Genomic DNA, 21,895 nt, shown 5'->3' on the forward strand with positions numbered 1-21,895 from the left:
ATTCGAGAGCCGGTCGTTCTGCTGGGGAGGCGGAATGATAGAGGGATATGTCGGGCGGGAAAGCGTCACCTCGGGGGGAGACTCGGGGGGAGACTCGGGGGGAGACTCGCAGGGAGGGCTGACGGTTCACGTCTCCACCGACGCCGCCCGGTTCCGGCTGAGGTTCTACCGGCTGGGCGCGGACCTGGACCTGGTGGCGGAGACCGGTTGGTACCCCGGTTCGCTCCACCTGCCGCCCCCGCACCCCGACGGCGTGCCCGGCCGGGCCTCGCCCGCCCACGGCTGGGGCTGGCCGCCGCTCGACCTGCCGGTGCCCGCCCACTGGACTCCGGGGATGTACCTGGTCGAGTTCGTCGAGGAGGGCGGCGACGGCCTGCCGCCGCTGGACGCGGGCAGCATCGAGGGCCCCGCCCGCGAGTTCTTCGTGGTGCGGCCCCGGCGGGCCGGCAGCCGGTCCCGCATCCTCTACAAGAAGTCGACCTTCACCCGGCACGCCTACAACCGCTCCGACCGGCCGGGCGAGGAACGCGCCGTCAGTCTCTACGACCACCCCGTGTACCTGGCGGACGCCGCTCCCCGCGGGCACAAGGTGAGCCTGCACCGGCCCGGCGGAGTCATCGACCTCGCCTACTGGGACGCCCCGTTCATCGCCTGGCTGGAGCGCAACGGCTACCCGGTCGAATTCTGCACGGATCTCGACCTCCACGAGGACCCGGAACTTCTCTCCTCGTACGATCTGCTGCTGAGCGTCGGCCATGACGAATACTGGAGCGAGGCGATGCGCGCCCACGCCGAGCGATTCGTCCACGACGGCGGGAACATCGCCTTCCTCAGCGCCAACACGTGCTGGTGGCGCATTCATCCGACCGACGGGAACACCGCCTTCGTCTCCGACACCGACCACCACGTGGGGGACGAGTATCCGCACCTGCCGGCGACCGACCAGTGGTGGCCGGCGCCGCCCGACGGCGCGGGCCGTCCCGAGAACTCCCTCACCGGGGTGAGTTTCCGCAACGGCGGGATGTGGCCGAGCACCGAGTGGCCCGGGGACCGCCCGCGCGAGGGGTACACCGTCCAGCACGCCGACCACTGGCTGTTCGCCGGCACCGGGCTGCGCGACGGGTCCGACGGCGGCGAGCCCGACCGACTCGGCGCGGGCACCGCGCTGATCGGGTACGAGTGCGACGGCGCCGCCTACGCCCGGGACGCCCGGGGCGTGGCCCGGGCGACCGGCGAGGACGGCACTCCCGCCTCCTTCCTCATCCTCGGGATCCACGTCCTCGATCCGGTCCACGAGGACTTCCACGACTTCAAGTGGGGCCACTGGAACGGCCCGGTCCGGGAGCCGGGCCTCACCAGCCCCCGGGCCGCGACCATGGGCGTGCACACCGCCGGCGGCACCGTGTTCACCGCGGGCACCACCGACTGGCCGGTGGTCTGCGGGAGGGAACAGGACGCCGGCGTCGTGCGGGTCACCCGCAACCTGCTGGACCGGCTGCGGCACCGCGCGGCGCGTCCCTGAGCAGGTCCCGCAGTCCGCGGATCCGGGCCGCCCCGGCCGGCAGGGGCGGTGCGGCTCCGCGCACCGCCGGGTCCGGCCGGCACAGGTGGACGGGCCGCATCCCGGCGGCGAGCGGTCCGAGGACGTCGGGCGCCCACATGTCCCCGACGAACAGCACCTCCCCGGCCCGCAGCCCGCACCGCTCCAGCAGCGCCCGGTAGATCAGCGGGTGCGGCTTGCGCGCCCCCGCCCGGGCGGAGCCGACGACCACGTCGACCACCGCGCCGAGGCCGACCTCCTCGACGCGGTCCTCCAGGTTCCAGAACCAGTTGGAGCAGATGCCCACCAGCAGGCCCCGGTCGCGGAGCTCCCCGAGGACGGGGCGGGCGTCCTCGAAGAGCTCCAGCGTGACGGCCTTCATGACCCGGTCGATCTCCTCGACCAGGTCGTCGAGTTCGCGCTCCGGCACCCCGCAGGCCCGGGCCCTGCGCAGCAGCCGGTCCAACTCCCAGCGGTGGTAGGCGGTTTCACCGACCGAGTGGGCCACGTGCTCCTCGCCCTCGCCGGGGCCCACCGCCCACTGGTCGCCCCAGCGGGCGCCCTGGGCGGCGAGGCCCCGGCGTTCGAAGATGCCGCGGTGGTCGGGCGGCAGTGGCTCGACCATCCGCACCAGCGTCCCGTAGAAGTCGAAGACGACGGCACGGACCTGCGGCGGCGACACGTTCGGCACCCGCCCTGCCTCAGTACCGGCCGTACCGGCGCGGGAAGTAGTCCTGGAGTTCGCCGTCCCGCTCGATGTCGACGGTCGCGCAGTGCAGCCCGCCGCCGAACGGCCCGACCGCCCGGAACGGCACCGGGACGATCTCGAAGCCGTACGAGGAGAGTTGCTCCGCCAGCCGGACCTCGTTCTCCTCGATGCACAGGGTGTTCTCGTCGAGGTTCAGCATGTTCCCGGCGAGCCACGGGCTGCAGAACGACAGCTTCGGCGGGTGGTCCCAGCTCGCGGGCTGCACCGCCTCGACGATTTCCCAGTCGTTGAGGCGGAAGAACTCCATCAACTCGGCGTCCGCGAGCCGCTCGCCGCAGTGCAGCACCAGGCCGGGGCGCAGCGGCACCCAGGTGGCGTCGATGTGCAGCGGGTGGGTGTTGGTGGAGGTCACGGCGTGCACCCGGTGGTCGGGGAAGTGGCGCTTGAGCCACTGGTAGCCGCTGCGGTTGGTGACGAAGGACAGTTGGACGAACAGGTCCTTGCCGAAGCGGGCGACGTCGGCGGCGTCGAACAGCGGCTCGGCCTCGGTCAGCACCAGGTCGTAGTCGCGGACCCGGGCCAGCTGCTCCTCGGTGGACAGGTCGTTGTAGGTGTCCCAGAACTCGGTGTGGTACGAGGCGTCGGTGAGCCGCGGTTTCGGGGCGGCCTCCCAGCGCATGCGCTCGTCGGCCTCGAACAGGCCCTGCAGCACGGGCCGGTAGCACAGGTACTCGTGCCAGCGGCTGCGGTAGGACATGGTCGCTTCCAGGACCTCGTTGCCGACGGTCAGCAGCAGGTCCCGGGGCGGCATGCAGCCGAACATGGAGTCCTGGGTCCACTCGGGGGTGCTGACCTGCCGGGTGAAGTCGACGGGGGTGGGGCGGTCGACGCGGATGCCGCGGCGGCGCAGCAGTTCGGCGAAGTCGTCGAGCTGCTGCTCGGCCTCGGCGACCATGTCGGCGGGCATCGGGCCGTGGGTTCCCAGCGGGAAGCCGTCGTCGGGGTAGTCCCGGCGGACCGCGTGCTCGGGGGCCTGGACCACGGTGCCCTCGGCGCGCCCGACGATCACATGACGCAGGGGGTCCCAGCCGTTCCAGGCGTTGACCCGCACCGGCCGTTCGGTGGTGTCGGGGGTCGCATCGGGCGCGGTCGTCGTCTGCTCGGTCACGTACAAGCCCTTCGATGGGGGTCGCGTGGGTGACGCAGAGGCCCAACCTGCGGGGACCACCCGGGAGGAGTCAAGGCGCTGCGCCCTCTGCGGGACACCGAACGTCATCTTCCGGCCGAATGTCCGCGCCTCCGCGCCGCGGGGTGATCGGACGGGTAGTCAGAAGACCACCCCCATAGCGAACTTGGAGACCCCATGGCCATTCGCGTGCCCTCTCGCCCCTTGGTTCTCACATTGCTGCTGTCCCTGGCCGTGGCCGGGTGCGGTTCCGGATCGGGCGGCGGCTCCGGAGCCGGCGGCAAGCTGACGGTGTGGCTGGCCGTGGACGCCCAGGAGAGTTGGCCACAATTGGTCCAGTCCACCAACGACCGTTTCGCCAAGGAGCACCCCGGGATCCAGGTCGACGTCCAGTACCAGCAGTGGACGACGAAGAACCAGAAACTGGACGCCGTCCTCGCCGGGAAGAACGTGCCCGACGTGGTGGAGATGGGCAACAGCGAGACCACCAACTACATCGTCAACGGTGCCTTCGCCCCCGTCGAACCGGCCCGCTTCGACCAGTCGGACGCCTGGCTGCCGGCGCTCGCCGACGCCTGCCGCAACAACGGGAAGACGTACTGCGTGCCCTACTACGTCGGGGCCCGGGTCGGTGTGTACCGCACCGACTACTTCGACCGGGCCGGCGTGCCGGGCGCCCCGAGGACGTACCCCGAGCTCCTGTCCGCGTTCGACAAGCTGAAGAGCACCGTCGGCGCCCAGGACCCGAACTTCTCCGCCTTCTACATGCCCGGCCGCTACTGGTACGCGGCGATGGCCTTCGTGAAGGACGCGGGCGGCGAGATCGCGGTGAAGGACGGCGACCGCTGGAAGGCCTCGCTGTCCTCGCCGAAGTCCGTCGCCGGGCTCACCGAGTGGAAGCGGCTGATCGACGCCTACTACGTGGGCGACCGCGCCAAGGACAACGGCGACCAGCCGGCCGTCGTCGGCCAGGGCCACGTGGGCGTCTTCTACGGCAACACCTGGGAGGCCGACGCCGCCGCCGACGAACGCTCCGGCGGGGATCCGAAGCTGAAGGACAAGTTCGCCACCTTCCCCTTCCCCGGCCCGTCCGGGAAGCTCCTGCCGCCGTTCCTCGGCGGCTCCACCCTGGCCGTGCCGGCCAAGTCGACGCGCAAGGACCTGGCCGCCGACTGGATCAAGCTGTTCACCGACCGGGAGTCGCAGAAGACGCTGATCGCCGCGAACACCCTGCCCAACAACACCGTCCAGCTGGCCGAGGTCGCCGGCGGCGGCATCAACGGGCCTGCCGCCCAGGCCGCGGCCACCGGCGGCTGGATGACCCCGTTCGCGCCGGGCTGGACGTCGGTGGAGAAGTCCAACGTCCTGCCCGAGATGCTCGAACGGATCGCCAACGGCAAGGCGTCGGTGCAGGACGCCGCGCGGGAGGCGGACCAGCGGATCGACGAAGTGGTCAATGAGCGCTGACCGGGGCCGGCGGCGGCGTCCGCTGCTGCCGTACCTCCTGATCGGCCCGACCGTCCTCGCGCTCGTCCTGGTGCTCGGCTACCCGCTCGTGGACATGGTCGTCCTCTCCTTCCAGGACATGACCCGCGAGCAGCTGTTCAGCGGCACGTCGCCGCCGTGGGCCGGGCTGGACCAGTTCCGCCGGATCCTCGGTGACGGGTTCTTCTGGACGGTGGTGGCCCGCACGGTGCTCTTCACCGCGGTGTGCGTCGTCCTCACCGTGCTCTGCGGGCTGTTCACGGCCCAGCTGATGCACCGGGTCTCCCCGTGGGTGCGCGCCGTCATCGCCGGGGTGCTGGTGACCGTGTGGGCGATGCCCGCCATGGTCGCCGCGTCGATCTTCCGCTGGCTCTTCGACGCCGACTACGGCGTGGTGAACTGGCTGCTCTCGAACCTGCCCGGGGTCGACCTGACCCGCCACAACTGGTTCACCGACCCCTGGCAGGGGTTCTCCGTCATCGTCGCCGTCGTGGTGTGGGGCTCGCTGCCGTTCGCCGCGATCACCCTGCGGGCCGCGCTGGCCCAGGTCCCGCCCGAGTTGGAGGAGTCCGCGGTGCTCGACGGGGCCCGGCCGTTCCAGGTCTTCCGGCACGTGACCCTGCCGGTGATCAGACCGGTCCTCGTCATGGTCACCACGCTGTCGGCCATCTGGGACTTCGGCGTCTTCAACCAGATCTGGCTGATGCGCGGCGGCCAGCCCGAGCGGGAGTACTACCTGTTGGGCGTCTACTCCTTCATCGAGTCCTTCGCCGTCAACCGGTACAGCACCGGGGCCGCGATCGCGCTGGTGACCGTCGTGCTGCTGCTCGCCGGTTCTGTCGTGTACCTGCGTCAGATGTTCCGGACGGGAGAGGTCGAATGAGGCGGCGGCGGTCCCTGGGCCGCGACCTCCTCGGGCTGCTCGTCGCCGCGGTGATCGGCTTCCCGGTCTACTGGATGGTGCTCACGGCGTTCCGGCCGGCCACCGAGATCCTGCGCCTGCCGCCGGAGTTCTGGCCGGGCCGGTTCACGCTCGACAACTTCGCCCGGGCGCTGGGCACCGAGACCTTCTGGGCCAACGTCCGCTCCAGCGTGGTCATCGGCCTCGGCACCGTCCTGGTGTCGCTGGTCGTCGGCGCCCTCGCCGCCTTCGCCCTCGCCCGGTTCCGCTTCGCCGGCCGCAGGGCCTTCGTCGTGGTGATCCTGATCGTCCAGATGGTCCCGCTGACGGCCCTGATCATCCCCGTGTACCTGCTGCTGAACGACGTCGGGATGACCGACAGCCTCGCCGGCGTGATCCTCACCTACCTGGTGTTCACGCTGCCCTTCACGGTGTGGATGCTGCGCGGCTTCATCGCCGGTGTCCCGGTGGAACTGGAGGAGGCGGCCATGGTCGACGGCTGCGGCCGCCTCGGCGCCTTCCGCCGGGTGGTGCTGCCACTGCTCGCCCCCGGCATCGTCGCCACCTCCGTCTTCGCCCTCGTCCAGGCGTGGAACGAGTACGTCCTCGTCTACGTCCTGCTGTCGAGTCCGAAGAAGCAGACCGTCAGCATCTGGCTGGTCTCCTTCCAGACCAGCTTCGGGACCGACTACGGCGGTCTCATGGCGGGCGCCACGCTGACCGCCCTGCCCGTCGTGGTCTTCTTCCTCGTCGTCCAGCGCAGGATCGCCTCCGGCCTCGCGGCCGGCGCGGTCAAGGGCTGACCGCGAGCGCAGCAGGCCCCGCTCTCCCGGCGGCACCCCGTTCACGTCCACAGGAGGATTCCGTGACGCACGACCGCCTCGATCTCGTGTCCAAGCTGTACCAGCCGTCCGGCTGGCCCCGTGTCCTGGAGGCCGCCTCGGGAGCCGCCTCCGGCGCGCCACTCGTCGTGGACCTCGATCCGACGACCTTCTGCGACCTGGCCTGCCCCGAGTGCATCAGCGGAAAGCTCCTCAACCAGGGCCGCTTCACCCCCGAACGGCTGGCGGCGCTCGCCGAGGAGCTGGTCGCCCTGTCCGTCCGGGGCGTGGTGCTGATCGGAGGCGGCGAGCCGCTCGCCCACCGGGGCACCCGCAAGGTCCTGCGCATCCTCGGTGAGGCGGGCCTGGCCGTCGGGGTCGTCACCAACGGCACCATGATCGACAAGAACCTCACCGAACTCGCCCGCTACGCCACCTGGGTCCGCGTCTCGATGGACGCCGGCACCGCCGGGACGTACGGCCTCTTCCGCCCCGACCGCAAGGGCCGCAGCGTCTTCGACAAGGTCGTCGCGAACATGCGGCTGCTCGCCGAGGCGAAGAGCGGCGCCCTCGGCTACTCCTTCCTCGTCATGACCCGCCGGGAGCCGGACGGCCGGACCGTCAGCAACCACACCGAGGTGCTGCGCGCCGCCGAACTCGCCCACGACATCGGCTGCGACTACTTCGAGACCAAGGCGATGTTCGACGAGGAGCACCACGTCATCCAGGTGTCCCAGGACATCCTCGACGCGGTCGACCGCCAGCTCGCCGAGGCGGCCCGGCTGGAGAGCGACACCTTCCAGCTCGTCAACTCCTCCACGCTCACCTCCCTGCGCCGGCACACCGGCCCCGTCCAGCCCAAGGAGTACCACCGCTGCCGGGTCGCCGAACTGCGCACCCTGATCACCCCGTCCGGCGTGTACGTCTGCGCCTACCACCGCGGCAACCCGATGGCCAGGATCGGCGACGCCGTCACCGACAGCCTGGCCGACATCTGGCAGGGCTCCGACCGCGGCATCATCGACCCGAGCCGGGACTGCCGCTTCCACTGCGCGCGGCATCGCTCCAACCTGGAACTGGAGCAGATCGCGGAGGGAACGGGCGCAGTCCCCCTCCAGGAGGACTACGACCCGTTCCTGTGACCGTCGTCGTGACCGTCACACCGCGCTGACGCCGACCCGATCCCCCGCCCGGGCACCGCGGCTCCCCGCCGCCGCCCGGGCGGGGATCACCCGCGCCCCGGGGTACCGGCCGCGCAGCGCGCCGGCCAGGCCCGCCACCACCGCGGGCGCGTCGCCCGCGCGGCACACCCCGACCAGCGAGCCGCCGCCCCCGGCCCCGCTGAGCTTCAGCGGCAGGCCGACGGCGCGCAGCGCCACCGTCCGCAGCTCCTCCAGGAGCGGGGTCGACATGCCCTGGTGGTCGCGCATCGCCGCGTGCGCCCGGGCCATCGCCTCCCCCAGCGCCTCGTGGTCGCGTCCGCGCAGCGCCGTCCACGCGGCGGCCGAGGCCCGGTCGGCCTCGGACCGGTACGCCGCGAGGGCGGGATCGCCGGCCGCGAGCTGCGCCCGCACCGTACGGATGTGGTCGCCGGTGTTCTTCCGGGTGCCCGAATCCACCACGACCACCCGCCAGTCGTCCGGGAACTCCAGCCGCTCCCTGACGACCGGCAGCCCGTGCTCCCGGCCGTCGATCAGCAGCGCGCCGCCCTCGGCGACGGCGAGGTGGTCCATGCCGCCGCCGTTGAACCGGGCGAACTCGAACTCGTACGCCCACTGGACGATCGAGCGCTCCGGCACCCGCTCGCCGGCCGGCGCCCCGGCCTCGGCGAAGGCCCGGAACAGCGCCACGATCAGCGCCGTGGACGAGGACAGCCCGCTCGCGGGGGGCGCCTCGCTGCGGACGCGCACCGGCGGCGGGGCGGGGGCCAGCCCGGGGAGCCGGGCGCGCAGGAAGGTCCACACCTCGGCCGGCCAGTCGCCGGCCGTCTCCGCGACGGCCGCCGTCCCCGGCAGCACCTCGACCGTGGTCGGCAGGTCGAGGGCGAGGCTGACCGAGCGGCCCGCCCCCAGCCAGTCCAGGTCCTCCCCCGACAGGCACGCCCGGCACGGCACCGCGGCGCGGATCGGATCCTCCTCGCTCGTCCGGCGCTCTTCGCTCATCCGGTGCTCCTCGCTCATCCGGCCTGGAACCTCCCCTCGGCGACGAACGCCCGGTACATCGACAGCACCACCGCCGTGGGCGGGTGCAGCGGCCCCGGCGGATCGTCGAGGCGCCGGAACTCCGCCCGGCGCACCTCGTCCGCCCCCAAGGCGAGCTCCCCCGACCAGCGCCGGGCCACGAAGCACAGCGCGAAGCAGTGGGTGACGTCCCCGTTCGGGTAGGTCAGGGTGTGCACGGCCGGATCGGACAGCGACCCGAACGCGACCAGGTCCTCCTTCTCCACCCGCAGCCCGGTCTCCTCCGCCACCTCGCGGACGGCCGCGTCGGCGAAGCCCCCGTCCTCCTCGCAGGCGCCCGCCGGCAGCTCCCACACGCCGTTGTCGACCCGCTGCTGGAACAGCCCCCGGCCGGCCGCGTCGAGCAGCAGGACCTGGGCCCCGGGCATCAACAGCTTTCTGCCGCCGACCTTCTGACGCAACGACCAGGTGTACGACCCGACGTAACCCATGCCCGCACCGCCTCCTTCGCGGCCCGCCCCACGGCGGACGTCCACGGCGCCACAGACTGTCACGCGTTCTCCTCCACCAGCCAGCGCGGCACCGCCTCGGGTGTCGACTCCAGCCACCGCACGTACCGGTCCACGCCCTGCGCCACGTCGATCCGGGCCCGCCAGCGCAGCAGCTCCCGGCACCGCTCCGTGGAGGCGTAGCCCCCGAGCGGATCACCCTCGGGGCGCGGGGTGACGATCCGGCGCGCCCCCGGGAAGTAGGGGGTGAGCAGGTCCGCGACCTCCCGGACGGACGTCGGGCGGCCCGTGCCCACGTTCACCGTCCGGCCCGCCATCCCCTCCTCCACGAGCGCCAGCGCCGTCGCCTCGGCCACGTCCTCGACGTGCACCAGGTCGCGCACCTGGACGCCGCCCCCGTTCAGGCGCATGGGACGGCCGAGCCGGGCCTGCAGGGACAGCCACGGGACCATCCAGGAGTGGCTGCCCGGCTTGGGGATCTGCGGCTCCCCGTACACCGAGAAGTACCGGACGATCGCGTGCTCGCACCCCGACGACGCCCCCAGCAGCAGCCGGGTCTGGTGCTCCGCCCACAGCTTGCCGTTCGCGTACACCGACAGCGGGAACAGCGGCTGGTCCTCGTGGAACACGTGCGGGCCCGGCGAGTCGGCGGGGCCGTCGCCGTACACGGACGCGGACGAGACCAGCACCAGGCGGCGGATCCGCGCCCGGGCCGCCTCCTCCAGGACGACCTGGGTGCCCTGCACATTGGCCCGGAAGGCGATGCCGGGATTCCGGGTGCAGGCGGCCACGTCCGCGTAGGCGGCGGCGTGGACCACGAAGTCGGCGTCCCGGAGCAGCCCGGAGACCGTGTCGCGGTCGCACACGTCGCCGACGACGAGCCGGGCCCCGCTCCCCTCCACCCCGAAGACCGCGTGGCCGGACTCGGGATAGGCGTCCATCCGGTCCAGGACGGCCACCTCGGCACCGGCCCGGCACAGCAGGGCGCTGAGCCGGCTGCCCACCAGGCCCCCACCCCCCGTCACGACGACGCGGGCGTCGCGCAGTTTCTCCAGCCGGGCCTCGACGCTCTCGCCCCCGTCGGCTCCGGCTTCGTTCGATGGCGCGTGCGATCCAGCGGACATGTGTGTCCCTTTCCGTGGAGACGGCGAACTCGGATGCGCGCTCACACACAGCCACAGGCTTCACACGGAAGGTGGCGTGCCAGCCCAGCATCCGTGGATCTCCAACCGCTCCGCCAGTGCGAATTCGGCACTCTTGCCAGCCCTCGGCGCGATCCGTACTGTCCGGAACCGGTGGCACCCGCAGTAGCCGATCGCTCCATTGGGTCCACCAAGTCCCTTACGCCCCACCAGAGACAGGGAAATGAGATGACGCTCCATCAGCTCAGCGGGGTGGTCATGACCCACCCGAAGCGCCGGCGGGCCGCCGAGCGGATGGCCCTGGCGGCGCCCCCGGGCGCGCTGCGCGTCGTCATGGACCCGGACCCCACCGGCACCCCCTCGGTGCTGCGCACGGCACTCGCCGCCTGGGAGGCCGTCGAGGACGGCGCAACCCACCAACTGGTCGTCCAGGACGACATGCTGTTGTCCGAAACGTTCTTCGAACGGGTCCGCCTCGCCGTCGACGCGATGCCGGACGCGGCACTGGCCCTGTTCGCCCTGTGGGACTCCCGCAACGGGGCCGCGGCCCGCTTCGGCGCCATGGCCGGCGCCCGCTGGATCGGCGCGGTCAACGAGTACTTCCCGTGCGTCGCAATCGTGCTCCCCCGGGCCGTCGCCGAGGGCTTCGTCCGCTACGGCCGCGAGCGCCTCGGCGGCTGGCCCGACGACATCCTGATGCACCGCTACCTCCGGGACGCCGGCGTCCCCCGCTACGTCTCCGTCCCCAACCTCGCCGAGCACCAGGACCGCGGCTCGATCTCGGGCAACGCCTTCCGGGGGCCGCGCCGTTCGGTCTGCTTCCTGCCCGGCGACCGGCCCGGCGACGAGGGGAACCGGCTGACCGGCCTGACGGTCCTGCCGTTCCTCAAGTACGGCGTCGCCCGCTGCGCGGTACGGGTCACCGGGCCGGGCCCCGAACGCTGGCTGCACCTGGACTGCGAGCAGTACCTGCACGGCCTCGGCCTGCCCCGCACGCTGTTCGCGCCGCCCGGGCCGGAGCCGGACGCGCCGGACGTCCGCGGGACCTGGCTCACGGCCCTCGCCATGGGCCACGAGGCCGCCCGCCTCGGCCTGGACGTCGACGGCTCCGCGCCCGCGGTACGGGCCGAGGTGTACGCCGAGGCGATCGCGACGATCGGGCCCGGCGGCATCAGCAACACCAGCACCGAGGAACACCTCGCCGAACGCCGCGAGGCCCTGGCCGCCGTGGCACGACGCGCACTGGCCGCCGGACACGAGGCCGCCCACCGCCCGGCCTCCCGCCGGCCCCGGCGGCCCGCCGGCCTCACCCTGCGCGGCGGCGCCACACCGCTCGGCGAGCACCTCGCACGCAGACTGGCCGACCTCACCGGCGACGCGGCGCCCGACGCCGTCCTCGACCTGACCGGCCTGCGCCCGGGAGCCCCGGCCCGGGAACTGAGGGTCCACCTGCCCGACGACCCCCGGCCGTACACCCTGGCCGTGGACGAGGTGTACGGCCCCGGCTGCTCCCGGGACACCCTCGTCGGCCGCATGGTGTGGGACGCCCTGCGCAGCCGGCCGGTGGTCGTCCAGGAGGGCCCCGACACCGAGGTGCACCCCGTCTACACGGACGACCTGGCCGACGCCGTGCTGGCCGTGCTGCGCACCCGGCCCACCGCCCGCGCCCTGCGCGTCGCGGGCGAAAAGCCCGCCACGCTCGGCGAGTTGGCGCACGCCGTGCACGCCGCCGTCCGCCCGGTGCCGGTCCGGACCGATCCACCGGCACCCGGGCTGCCCGCCGCCCGGCCGGCGTTCCCGGACGGCCCCCGCCCACCCGGCTGGACACCGGCGACCGGGCATGCCAAGGGACTGCACGCCTTCGCCCAGTGGCTCGCGTACGAGGGCACGCTGCTCACCGTCGTCTGACCCGCGGGCGGCGGGCGGCGGGCCGGCGGCCGGGGCGCCTACGAGCGGCTCGGCACCCCCGGGCGCGGCGCGGCCGTCGCCCCCGGCTCCTTCCGGCCGCCCCGGCCCGCCGGCCCCGACGCCGCTGTCGGGGCCAGCGGCAGGCGCACGGTGAACACCGAGCCCCTGCCCGGGGTACTGGCCACCCGGACGCTGCCGTCGTGGACCTCGGCGAGCTTGCGGACGATGGCGAGGCCGAGACCGCTGCCGCCGGTCCGACGGCTGCGGGACTTCTCCGCCCGCCAGAAGCGCTCGAACACCAGCGGCAGGTCCGCCTCGGCGATGCCGCTGCCGGTGTCGGCGACCTCGATGAGAACGGCGTCGGCGTCGGTGCGGGCCCGCAGGGTGACCGTGCCGCCCGCCGGGGTGTGCCGGACCGCGTTGGCGACCAGGTTGCCGACGGCCTGGCGCAGGCGCACCGGGTCGGCGAACAGCTCGGCTCCGGCCGCCGAGCCGTCCGGCTCGCTCCCGGACGACACGTTCCGGGACGACGCGGTCCCACCCGGCGCGCTCCCGGACGACGCGTCCCGGGAATGCCCGACGGCCAGCGCCAGGGCTACTCCGGACGCCCGGGCCCGGGCTCCGTGCGCGGTGGCGACCTGGGCCAACAGGTCCTCGACATCCACGGGTTCGCGGTACAGGGCCAGTTCGCCCGCGTCGGCGGCGGCCAGGTCCTTCAGGTCGTCGATGAGGTGCTGGAGCAACAGAGCCTCTTCGAGCAGCGAGCCCGTCAGCGCCCGGTCGGCCGTGGCGACGCCGTCCTCGACGGCCTCCAGCCAGCCGCGGATGTTGCTCAGCGGGGTGCGCAGCTCGTGCGCGATGTCGCCCACCATCGCCTTGCGCAGGTCCTCCAGTTGCCCGCGCCGTTCCGCCATCGCGTTGAAGGCGGCGGCGAGTCCGGCGATCTCGCCGCGGCCGGTCACGTCGACCCGGGCCGAGAGGTCCCCGTCGGCCATCCGCCGGGCGGCGTGGGTGAGGGCGTGCAGCGGCCGGGAGAGCCGCAGGCCGACCGTCACCGTGACCGCCACGGTCACCGACAGCACCAGGGCCGCGACCTCGGCGACCCGTCCGGGGTGGGCGGGGATCGACGCGGAGACCGCCGTCGGGGCCTCGCCCCCGGCTCCGGCGCCGGTGCCCTTCGGGGCGGTCACCGGGGTGTCGACGAACAGCAGCACGGGCGGCGCCACGTACTGGACGAGCTGCTGCCGGCGGGCGTTGGTCAGGCAGGCGGACATCGCCCGGTCCTGCGGCGCCGGCCCTGCCGGGATCCCGTCCGGCCCCAGCGACAGGGTGACGGGACCGGCCTGCCGGCGGGCCAGGCAGGCGTTGACCAGCGCGGTGAGGTCGGTGAGCGCGGCGCGCTCGGTGTCGGTCGGGGCCGCCATCACCACGGGGGACGCGCAGCGCACACCGTCGGCGCGGTCGTCGGTGGTCCGCAGCCGCGGCCGCCCGGCGAGGTCGTCGGTGACGGTCGCCTCGATGCCGAGCGCCGACCGGAGGCAGTCCGCCTGCCGCAGCAGGGCGGCCCGCAGGGTCGCCTGCTCGGCGGCGGTCGGCCGGAACGGTCCCGCCGCGCGGGCGTCGATCCGGTCGCTCGGTGCGCCGGGCAGCATGGCGATGTCGACGGCGAGCGGGTCCACCGTGGTGGTGGGCGTACGGGGCAGGGCCGTCCGCTCACCCGCCGTCGGCGCGGGACCGCTCTCGGGCCCGTTCACGGAAACGGGAGCGGCACCGGCACCCGCCCCGGCCGCCGAGTCCACGACCGGTTCGAAGCGCGGCGTCGCCAGGACGATGCGGCGCCCGGTGGCGTCCGCGAGCCGCCGAACGGTCTCCTGCGCCCCACTCCAGTCGGCGTGGGTCGCGGCGTACCCGAGCAGTTCGTCGTAGATCCGGGTGTGGTCCACGAGGACCCGGGTCTGCTCCCGCTCGATCGCGCCGGTGGTGGTGCGGGCGGCCAGCCAGGCGGTCGCTGCGATGGAGCACAGGGAGACCAGGGCGGAGAGCGCGAGCAGCCGGACCGTCAGGCTGCGGCGCAGCGGGGTGTCAGGACGCACCGGGCGGCTCCTCCGCGAGCTTGTAGCCGATGCCGTACACCGTCAGGAGGGCGACGGGGCGGCGCGCGTCCGGTTCGATCTTGCGGCGCAGGTTCATCACATGGGTGTCGACGGTGCGGGTGGTGATGTAGCGGTCGATGCCGTGCAGGTGTTCCAGCAGCTGGGCGCGGGTGAAGACCCGGCCCGGCTGGCCGGCCAGCACTTCCAGCAGCCGGAACTCGGCGGGTGTGCAGCCGATCCGACGGCCGTGGGCGGTGACCTCGTGGCGCAGCGGGTCGACGGTGAGCGGTCCGACCCGCAGGACGGCCCGCGGCCCGGACGCGTCCTGGGCGTCCCGGCCGCCGTGGGCGTCCGGGGCCGGGGCCGGCCGGGAGCCGCGGCGCAGCAGGGCGCGGACCCGGGCGACCAGTTCCCGGGGGCTGTAGGGCTTGGTGAGGTAGTCGTCGGCGCCGAGGTCGAGTCCGAGCAGGAGGTCCTCCTCGGCGGTGCGGGCGGTCAGCATCAGCACCGGCAGGGCGGACTCGGCGCGCAGGGTGCGGCACACGTCCAGGCCGTCCAGGACGGGCATCATCACGTCGAGGACGAGGAGTTGCACCGATCCGAGGCGGGCCCGCTCCAGGGCGGCCCGGCCGTCGTGGACGACGTCGACGCGGTGGCCTTCGCGTTCCAGGTACAAGCGGATGAGGTCGGCCTGTTTGGGATCGTCCTCGGCAACCACCACATGTGCGCACATACGGATGATCGTAAAGCGCCGTCCGATCGCCGTTCCACGACCGTATCCGCCCACGTCACCACCGCTTTCCGACTGCTTCCTGACAACTTCCTGACATCGGGCGGAAAGTGTGGCGGGGTCAGCCGGGGCCGAGTGCCCCGGTCCCCTCCCGAGAGGCCCCTCGTGAAGCCGTCCCCGAAGTCGTCCCCGAAGTCGTCCCTGAAGCCCTCCCCGAAGCCGTCCTCCCGTCCGCTGTCCCTCGCCGCCGGTGTCCTCGGCGTGGCCCTGGTCCTGTCCGCGGTCCCCTCCGCCGCCACGGCGGCCACCGCGGTCCCCTCCGCGCCCGCCACCGCGCCGACCGTCGCGGAGGAGGACGTGATGCCGCACCTGCGGGCCCTGCAGCAGATCGCCGATCGCAACGGCGGCAACCGCGCGCACGGCACCCGCGGGTACGCGGAGTCGCTGGCGTACGTGCGCCACGCGCTGGACCGGGCCGGCTTCCGCACCGAAGTGCGCCGCTTCTCGCACGACGGCGCGACCGGCTACAACCTGATCGCCGACTGGCCCGGCGGCGACCCGAACCACGTGCTGCTCTCCGGCGCCCACCTGGACAGCGTCAAGCAGGGCCCGGGGATCAACGACAACGGGTCCGGGTCGGCCACGGTGCTGACCGCCGCCCTCCAGGTGGCCAAGGCCCGGTTGAAGCCCGCCCGGCACCTGCGGTTCGCCTGGTGGGGGGCCGAGGAGGTCGGGCTGGTCGGCTCCGCCGACTACGTCCGCGGCCTGTCCGACGCCGACCGCAAGGCCGTCGACCTGTACCTCAACTTCGACCAGACCGGCAGCCGGAACACCCAGCAGTGGTTCGTGGTGAAGGACGGTCAGCAGGCCGACAGCGCGGCCGGGCAGGTCTTCGAGTCGTGGTTCGCCGCCCGGGGGCTCGCCACCTTCGACATCGGCGTGGGCGGGTCGGACAACGAGTCGTTCGGCAAGGCCGGCATCCCGTCCTCCGGCTTCAGCACCGGCATCTCCGACTGCATCCACGATGCCTGCGACAACCTCGCCAACGTCGACCCGGCGACGCAGACCACCAGCACCAACGCCCTGATCGGCGTGGTGTGGCAGCTCGCCGCCACCACCCCCGCCACCGCCCGGCCCTGACCACCCGACACCCCGCAGGAGACACGGATGCCCGCAACACCGACCACCCGCCGCCGGACCGCCGCCGTGCTGGCGACCGCGACCGCCCTCGGCGTCGCCCTGACGGCCCTGCCCGCCTCGGCGGCCGGCCTCGGGGACCCGTACTTCCCCGACGACGGCGACTCCGGCTACGACGTGGGGCACTACGACGTCCGGATCGCCTACGACCCGGCGCGCACGGACCACCTGGACGGCGACACGACCGTCACCGCCCGGGCCGTCCAGGCGCTGGACCGCTTCAGCCTGGACCTGAAGGGCTTCACGGTCGCCTCGGTCACCGTGAACGGCACGCCGGCGCGGTCCTTCTCGCGCTCCGGCGAGCACAAGCTGGTCGTCGTCCCGGCCCAACGGGTCGCCCGGGGCGCCACGTTCGCCGTCCGGGTGACGTACGCCGGCACGCCCGACGCCGAGGGCTGGCACACCCTGCGGAACGGCGGCGCGAACGTGTCGGGCGAACCGCACTCCGCGACCTCGTGGTACCCGTCGAACGACCACCCGTCCGACAAGGCCACCTTCGCCCTCACCGCGACCGTCCCCGACGGCTGGACCGCCATCGGCAACGGCCTGCCGGGGCCGACCACCACCGCCAACGGCACGACGACGTTCCGCTGGCGGGAGGACCGGCCGATGGCGACGTACCTCGGCACGGTCGCCGTCGACCGGTTCACCGTCCACCGGACGCAGCTGCCCGACGGCAAGCCCGTCATCACGGCGTACAGCCCGGACGTCCCGATCGACGCGGCCACGGAGGCCGCGCAACCGGACGTCCTGGCCTTCCTGGCCTCGAAGTTCGGCCCGTACCCGTTCTCCTCCGCGGGCGCGATCGTGGTCGGCGAGTCCGAGAATCCCGGACGCGGTGCGGCGGCTCTGGAGACCCAGAGCCGGCCGACGTACATCGGGGCCCTCTACGACGAAGGGGTGGTCCACGAGAGCGCCCACCAGTGGTTCGGCAACAGCGTCTCGTTCACCGACTGGCGCGACGGCTGCATCGCCGAGTGCTTCGCCCAGTACGCCAACCAGCTGTGGGAGGAGCACAACGGCGCCGACCTGGACACCGGCTTCTACCCCCACGTGGTCGCCGAGAACAAGGACAACCCCTCGTTCTGGTCCACGAAGCTGTACGACCCCGGGAAGGGCAAGGAGCTCGCCCCCGCCCTGTACTTCAAGGGCTCCCTGATGCTGCACGCCCTGCGGCGCACCGTCGGCGACGACGCGTTCTTCGCCACCCTGCGCCGCTGGACCGCCGACCACGCCTACGGCAACGCCTCGTTCCCGCAGTTCGAGGCACTGGCCGCACGGGTGTCGGGCAAGGACCTCAAGGGCTTCTTCGACGCCTGGGCCCACGGGACCACGCTCCCCGCCGAGGAGTACCTCTACCCGGGCCCCCTGGGCAACCGGTAGCCCGCCGCCGGGCCGGTGCGGCTCCGGACCGGAGTCGCACCGGGATCACCCCGGTGGCTACCGGCCGACGTCGGGGCCGGGGCCTCCCCCGGGACGGGCCCCCGGCCCGGTCCGCGGTGTCGGGATCCGAAGCACCGCATGCCGGGAGCCCGGCTCGGGCAGCAGCGTGCAGGTCGAGCGGCGCGGGACGAAGAGCGCCTGGCCGCCCCGCAGTCGCACCGCCAGCGGCACCCGGTGCGCGTCGGTCGAGGCGGTGGAGCTGCTGGAGCCGGTGGAGCCGATCGGACCGGGGATCGCGTCCGTCGAGGCCGCCGAGGCGGTCGGCGCACCGACCAGGATGTCGGTGACGGAGGACAGCTGGAGTACCAGGAGTTCCTCCGAATCGGCCTGTCGCATCTGTGCCGCGTGCGGGTCCGCGGGGTCCTGAGGGAGGGTCCGCACGGTGACGCCCAGCAGTGTGCTCAGCCCGGTGGCGAGGGCTGCCGCGGCCTCCGCCGCGGACGGGTCGCCGGTGACGGGGGGCTCGTAGTCCGTCCACAGGACGGCCGGTCCTCCACCGGACCGGGCCGAGAGGAACGCGGCGAGTTCCCGGAGGTAGCCGCTCTCGTCGGCCGGTTCGTTCTCCTCATCGTCCGGCCCCCACTGCACCGTCGTCCTCCGTTCCGGAGCCTCGCGTCGGGAGGCTTCCCTTCGCCGGGCTCCATCATGGATTCCCGTGGTGGCGCCGGGACAGTCACGCGAACCCGGTCCCGGGCCTCCGGTCCCGGACTCGCGTGACCCCCGCCCCCGAGTGACCCGGCCGCCCCCGCCCCCTGCCTCCCGGGGTGCCGCTACTCGCCCAGCAGCCCGGTACGGGCGGCGGCCACACCCGCCTGGAACCGGCTCTCGGCATCCAACTGCCCCATGATGTCGGCGATGTGACGCCGCGCGGTGCGCAGGGACATCCCGAGGCGGCGGGCGATCGTCTCGTCCTTGAGCCCGGCGGCGAGCAGCCGCAGGATGGTCCGGTCGATCTCCTGGGAGACCTGCTCCAGGCCGTCCTCGGTGGCGGCGGAGAACGGCCTGGCACACGACCAGGACTGTTCGAAGATCTCGCACAGATAGGCGACCAGTGACTCCTGACGGACCGCCACCGCTCCCCAGGAACCGTCGCTCGCGGGGATGAAGGCGAGTTCGCGGTCGAAGACGATGATGCGGCCGAACAGCTCGTGGACGGTGCGGTACTCGCCGCCGAGCGGCGAGGCCGCTTCCACGTACGCCTGGCTGGGACCGTTGAAGCGTGCGGTGTGGTGGTAGAGCGTGCGCATCCGCACCCCGCGGGCGAGCAGCGCGCGGTCACGGCCGAGTGCTTCCTCCATGGCTTCCGGCACGCGGCTTCCGCCACCGGGCTGGCTGGCCAGCACCTCGCTCCGGCAGCTGTCCGAGGCCCGGTCGAGTGCCGCCCGTACCTCCTGCAGGCTGCTGATGACCTCGACCCCCTCACCGGCGCCGGCCGTCCGTCCGCCCCGCTGGTAGTGGGGGAAGAAGCCGACGAGTCGGGCCTGTCCCCTGGCCAGCTCCTCCTGCTCGCGCCGGATCCGGGCCTCGACGGGGGCGGCGAGCCGGGCCATCGCGACCTCCGGTGCGACGGCGTAGCCCGCTGCCGGGTCCTGCGGGTCCGGGTACACCAGGCGCAGGGCGCTCAGTCGGCGCACCGAGGCGGCGGCCCGGTCCGGCTCCAGTCCCAACTCGGCGGCGATGGCCTCGGGTTCGAGCCGGTGGTGTTCCAGTACCCAGGAGTAGACCGCCACGTCGACCTGATCGGGTTCCGTTCCGCCCGCCCGATCGTCCGGTTCACCGGAAATGTCCATGTACATCCCCCAGTCACTTTGCTGCCACCCAGCTTGGTGAGGTGGTCGGCCCGTAGGCGCGTGATCATCTCGGCGACATGCTAGATCACAGGCCGGGACCCGCTCGGCGGACCGTTGAGGTTCCCTCCAGGAGGACTCCATGAAGCGTTTCATCACCGCCGCCGTACTGCTCGCGACACTTCTCGGGATCAGCGCCCCCGCCGCGCTCGCCGTTCCGCAGGACCACGCGACGGCGGCCCGCAACGTTCACGCGGACGACACCTCGTGGGGCGGCGCGTGCACGACCCCCGGCTGCCAGCCCATCTACTGAGCGGTCGCCGTGACCACCGCTCCCGTCCGACGTCCCCTCAGCCAGGAGAGTGCCCCGATGTCCCGACCCGCCACCGCCACCCCCGCTCTGAGCCGCCGGGAGGTGGAGGTGCTGGAGCTGCTGGCCCGAGGAGCCACCTACGACACCATCGCGCGCCGCCTCCAGCTCAGCCCGCACACCGTCGACACCTACCTCCGACGGATCCGCAGCAAGACCGGCGCCACCACCCGCATGCAGCTGGCCCTGTTCGCCTTTACCCACGGCCACGGCCTCCCCGTCTCGTGACGCGGCCCCGGGGCGCGTGCGCGACGTCGGGCCGGACACGGGCCCGCCCCCGCCGGCGGGTCCCGGCAGGGGCGGAGTCAGGGGCGGGGTCGGGCGAGGGGTCGGGCGCAGGGGCGGGGCCGGGCGCGGGACGGTCAGGCCTTGATCGTCCAGCGCTGGTTCCAGTCGTTGGTGCAGGTCCAGACGCCGAGGGCCTTGTTGTCCTCGTCGTAGGTGAGGCAGTCGTCGGTGCTGACCCGGATCTGGTACTCGCCGTCACCGAACGCGAAGACCTCCCACTTCTGGGCGGCGGAGCCCGTCCAGGGGCGCGCCTCGGCCAGGTAGCTCTTGGTGTTCTCGGTGAGGGCGAGGCCGGTGACGGCGTTGGTGATCCTGTAGAGCCCGCCGGCGTCCTGGGTGAAGACCCAGCCGGTGGCCTTGGCGGCGGTGCTGGTGGCGGCGGTGACCGGGGTGCCGCTCGCGGAGCCGTTGGCGGCGGGGGCCCGGCCGTTCTTGACGCTCGGGTGCAGCGTGCCGCTCAGCTGGGCGGCGCCCGAGTCGGCGACACCGAACCCCATCCGGATGTGGCCGGCGGGGATGTTGGTCCCGGTGTCGCCGGTCTCGTGCGCGGGGATGCCGGGGGTCCCCGGGCTGCTGATGGGGATCGCGGGGACGGTGATGATCTGGCCGCCGATCGGCACCTGAGGCGTCGAGGGGGTTCCGGGCGGAGGGGTGGAGCCGCTGGAGGACCCCGGCACCACCCGGGCCGGGAAGTGGATGATCCGGCCCCCACGGCCGCTGGTGTCCGAGTCATGGCCGATGAAGGCCCAGTTCATGAAGCCGCCGTCACCGTAGTTGACGAAGGTCGACTCGCCCGCGAAGACCCAGACCTTGAAGTCGTCGTAGCCCTGCGGCCCGCCCTCCTTGTCGTGGTGCTCCAGCTTGACGTCGTCCTCGAACATCACCCCCCGCATGTTCGCCGAGTAGTCGTTCTTGAACCACTTGGTGTCAAAGGCGTCCGTCCCGTCGTACTTGAAGACGAGGACGTTGTAGCCGGGCGCGGCACTGCTCAGCTTCGAGACCAGGGCCTGGGTGAACTGGGCGTTCTCCATCTTCGCCTGGTTGGCCGCACCGAGGACGAACTTGACGGTGTCGGCGACGGCGCCGATCAGGGCGCTGGTGCAGTTGCCACCTCCGACGCCGTCCTTGCCGGCGCAGTCGGCCGCAACGGCCGGGGTCGGGGCCGCGACCAGAGCCGTACCGGCCCCGGCGAGGAGGCTGACGGCCAGGGCGGTGGCGGTGGCGGACTTCTTCAGGCGGGCGCTAACGGCGCTCATGATGGGCTGCTTTCGGGCGAGTTCGGAGGAAGCGTCAGGCGGACCGGCACAACCCGGTACGGGTGCGGGCGGCCAGGGGGGCGTCACCGCCGCCACCTGTCCGGTCCGCCTTCCTGCCGGCGTTCCGTTCGGTGAGGTAGATCCTGCCGAGCCGCGATGGTCACGGACAGTCACGAAGATCCGGTGCCGGAGCGGCGGTACCTGGATCACGTGACACGCCCCGCGGCCGGAGCGGTGACGGACCTGCCGCCGGACGGGGGGCCTGACAGCCGCGGGTCCCGCCTGTAGCGTCGCCCCATGACCGACGAGATCACGGCCAGGGCAGGCAGAGAGTTCTACACGTTCGACGG

Annotated in this window: 20 protein-coding genes; 10 read left to right on the forward strand and 10 right to left on the reverse strand. The window is 73.0% G+C overall.

The genetic code is table 11. From position 1 onward, the window contains the following. Positions 1 to 193 precede the first annotated feature (193 nt). Positions 194 to 1,522 carry a N,N-dimethylformamidase beta subunit family domain-containing protein gene (locus tag ACFVVA_RS23110; protein WP_387692143.1) on the forward strand — a complete coding sequence of 443 codons (1,329 nt, stop codon included), beginning with the start codon at positions 194 to 196 and terminating at the stop codon, positions 1,520 to 1,522. Here ACFVVA_RS23110 and ACFVVA_RS23115 read toward each other — a convergent pair. Then, the gene (locus ACFVVA_RS23115) at positions 1,473 to 2,222 is read right to left on the reverse strand and encodes an HAD family hydrolase (protein ID WP_387692145.1); all 750 of its coding nucleotides are present in this window, start codon (positions 2,220 to 2,222) and stop codon (positions 1,473 to 1,475) included. The genes ACFVVA_RS23110 and ACFVVA_RS23115 overlap by 50 nt on opposite strands. A 19-nt stretch (positions 2,223 to 2,241) precedes the next feature. Beyond that, positions 2,242 to 3,417, reverse strand: coding sequence for a serine/threonine protein kinase (locus tag ACFVVA_RS23120; protein ID WP_387692147.1), 1,176 nt, complete (start codon positions 3,415 to 3,417; stop codon positions 2,242 to 2,244). A 222-nt stretch (positions 3,418 to 3,639) separates the two neighbouring features. Here ACFVVA_RS23120 and ACFVVA_RS23125 point away from each other — a divergent pair, with 222 nt between their 5' ends. From ACFVVA_RS23125 to ACFVVA_RS23140, 4 genes are all read left to right on the forward strand, one after another. After that, entirely contained in the window at positions 3,640 to 4,902 is a 1,263-nt protein-coding gene (locus ACFVVA_RS23125; RefSeq protein ID WP_387692149.1) for an extracellular solute-binding protein, read from the forward strand. Next, a complete protein-coding gene (locus ACFVVA_RS23130) occupies positions 4,892 to 5,803 on the forward strand; it encodes a carbohydrate ABC transporter permease (protein WP_387692151.1) in 912 nt (303 codons plus the stop codon). Before ACFVVA_RS23125 ends, ACFVVA_RS23130 begins: the two co-directional genes overlap by 11 nt. Beyond that, positions 5,800 to 6,624: a carbohydrate ABC transporter permease gene (locus tag ACFVVA_RS23135; RefSeq protein WP_387692153.1), complete on the forward strand. Its 825-nt coding sequence runs from the start codon at positions 5,800 to 5,802 to the stop codon at positions 6,622 to 6,624. The genes ACFVVA_RS23130 and ACFVVA_RS23135 overlap by 4 nt, the downstream gene beginning before the upstream one ends. 62 nt (positions 6,625 to 6,686) lie before the next feature. Beyond that, the gene (locus ACFVVA_RS23140) at positions 6,687 to 7,784 is read left to right on the forward strand and encodes a radical SAM protein (RefSeq protein ID WP_359904638.1); all 1,098 of its coding nucleotides are present in this window, start codon (positions 6,687 to 6,689) and stop codon (positions 7,782 to 7,784) included. Between the two features lie 15 nt (positions 7,785 to 7,799). On the opposite strand, the gene ACFVVA_RS23145 is transcribed toward ACFVVA_RS23140, so the two are convergent. The 3 genes from ACFVVA_RS23145 to ACFVVA_RS23155 are packed head-to-tail and all read right to left on the reverse strand — an operon-like array spanning position 7,800 to position 10,455. Beyond that, on the reverse strand, positions 7,800 to 8,804 hold the full coding sequence (locus tag ACFVVA_RS23145; protein ID WP_387692156.1) for a galactokinase: 1,005 nt from the start codon (positions 8,802 to 8,804) through the stop codon (positions 7,800 to 7,802). Positions 8,805 to 8,818: 14 nt separating this feature from the next. Further along, entirely contained in the window at positions 8,819 to 9,313 is a 495-nt protein-coding gene (locus ACFVVA_RS23150; RefSeq protein ID WP_387692158.1) for an NUDIX domain-containing protein, read from the reverse strand. 59 nt (positions 9,314 to 9,372) lie between these two features. Next, positions 9,373 to 10,455, reverse strand: a complete 1,083-nt coding sequence (locus ACFVVA_RS23155) for an NAD-dependent epimerase/dehydratase family protein (RefSeq protein ID WP_387692159.1) — start codon at positions 10,453 to 10,455, stop codon at positions 9,373 to 9,375. Positions 10,456 to 10,701: 246 nt separating this feature from the next. Here ACFVVA_RS23155 and ACFVVA_RS23160 point away from each other — a divergent pair, with 246 nt between their 5' ends. Then, positions 10,702 to 12,381, forward strand: a complete 1,680-nt coding sequence (locus ACFVVA_RS23160) for a hypothetical protein (protein WP_387692161.1) — start codon at positions 10,702 to 10,704, stop codon at positions 12,379 to 12,381. Positions 12,382 to 12,419: 38 nt separating this feature from the next. On the opposite strand, the gene ACFVVA_RS23165 is transcribed toward ACFVVA_RS23160, so the two are convergent. Both ACFVVA_RS23165 and ACFVVA_RS23170 read right to left on the reverse strand, forming a co-directional pair. Next, positions 12,420 to 14,474 carry a sensor histidine kinase gene (locus tag ACFVVA_RS23165; protein ID WP_387692162.1) on the reverse strand — a complete coding sequence of 685 codons (2,055 nt, stop codon included), beginning with the start codon at positions 14,472 to 14,474 and terminating at the stop codon, positions 12,420 to 12,422. Next, entirely contained in the window at positions 14,464 to 15,207 is a 744-nt protein-coding gene (locus ACFVVA_RS23170; RefSeq protein ID WP_387692164.1) for a response regulator transcription factor, read from the reverse strand. The genes ACFVVA_RS23165 and ACFVVA_RS23170 overlap by 11 nt, the downstream gene beginning before the upstream one ends. Positions 15,208 to 15,369: 162 nt before the next feature. Here ACFVVA_RS23170 and ACFVVA_RS23175 point away from each other — a divergent pair, with 162 nt between their 5' ends. Next, the gene (locus ACFVVA_RS23175; RefSeq protein WP_387692165.1) at positions 15,370 to 16,344 is read left to right on the forward strand and encodes a M28 family peptidase; all 975 of its coding nucleotides are present in this window, start codon (positions 15,370 to 15,372) and stop codon (positions 16,342 to 16,344) included. A gap of 27 nt (positions 16,345 to 16,371) precedes the next feature. Then, positions 16,372 to 17,784, forward strand: a complete 1,413-nt coding sequence (locus ACFVVA_RS23180; RefSeq protein ID WP_387692167.1) for a M1 family metallopeptidase — start codon at positions 16,372 to 16,374, stop codon at positions 17,782 to 17,784. A 57-nt stretch (positions 17,785 to 17,841) separates the two neighbouring features. Here the strand turns inward: ACFVVA_RS23180 and ACFVVA_RS23185 are convergent, their stop codons facing one another. Together ACFVVA_RS23185 and ACFVVA_RS23190 are read right to left on the reverse strand one after the other, a co-directional pair. Then, positions 17,842 to 18,432: a hypothetical protein gene (locus ACFVVA_RS23185; protein WP_387692169.1), complete on the reverse strand. Its 591-nt coding sequence runs from the start codon at positions 18,430 to 18,432 to the stop codon at positions 17,842 to 17,844. Positions 18,433 to 18,614: 182 nt separating this feature from the next. Further along, positions 18,615 to 19,634, reverse strand: coding sequence for a LuxR C-terminal-related transcriptional regulator (locus ACFVVA_RS23190; protein WP_387692171.1), 1,020 nt, complete (start codon positions 19,632 to 19,634; stop codon positions 18,615 to 18,617). A 139-nt stretch (positions 19,635 to 19,773) separates the two neighbouring features. Here ACFVVA_RS23190 and ACFVVA_RS23195 point away from each other — a divergent pair, with 139 nt between their 5' ends. Next, complete coding sequence (locus ACFVVA_RS23195) at positions 19,774 to 19,944, forward strand: hypothetical protein (protein WP_387692173.1); 171 nt, start codon at positions 19,774 to 19,776, stop codon at positions 19,942 to 19,944. 57 nt (positions 19,945 to 20,001) lie between these two features. Next, the gene (locus tag ACFVVA_RS23200; RefSeq protein WP_387692175.1) at positions 20,002 to 20,229 is read left to right on the forward strand and encodes a response regulator transcription factor; all 228 of its coding nucleotides are present in this window, start codon (positions 20,002 to 20,004) and stop codon (positions 20,227 to 20,229) included. 134 nt (positions 20,230 to 20,363) lie between these two features. Here the strand turns inward: ACFVVA_RS23200 and ACFVVA_RS23205 are convergent, their stop codons facing one another. Then, positions 20,364 to 21,545, reverse strand: a complete 1,182-nt coding sequence (locus ACFVVA_RS23205; RefSeq protein WP_387692177.1) for an RICIN domain-containing protein — start codon at positions 21,543 to 21,545, stop codon at positions 20,364 to 20,366. Between the last annotated feature and the right edge of the window lie 350 nt (positions 21,546 to 21,895).

The sequence above is a fragment of the Kitasatospora sp. NPDC058048 genome, from assembly GCF_042885555.1.
Classification (GTDB): Bacteria; Actinomycetota; Actinomycetes; order Streptomycetales; family Streptomycetaceae; genus Kitasatospora; species Kitasatospora lactacystinica.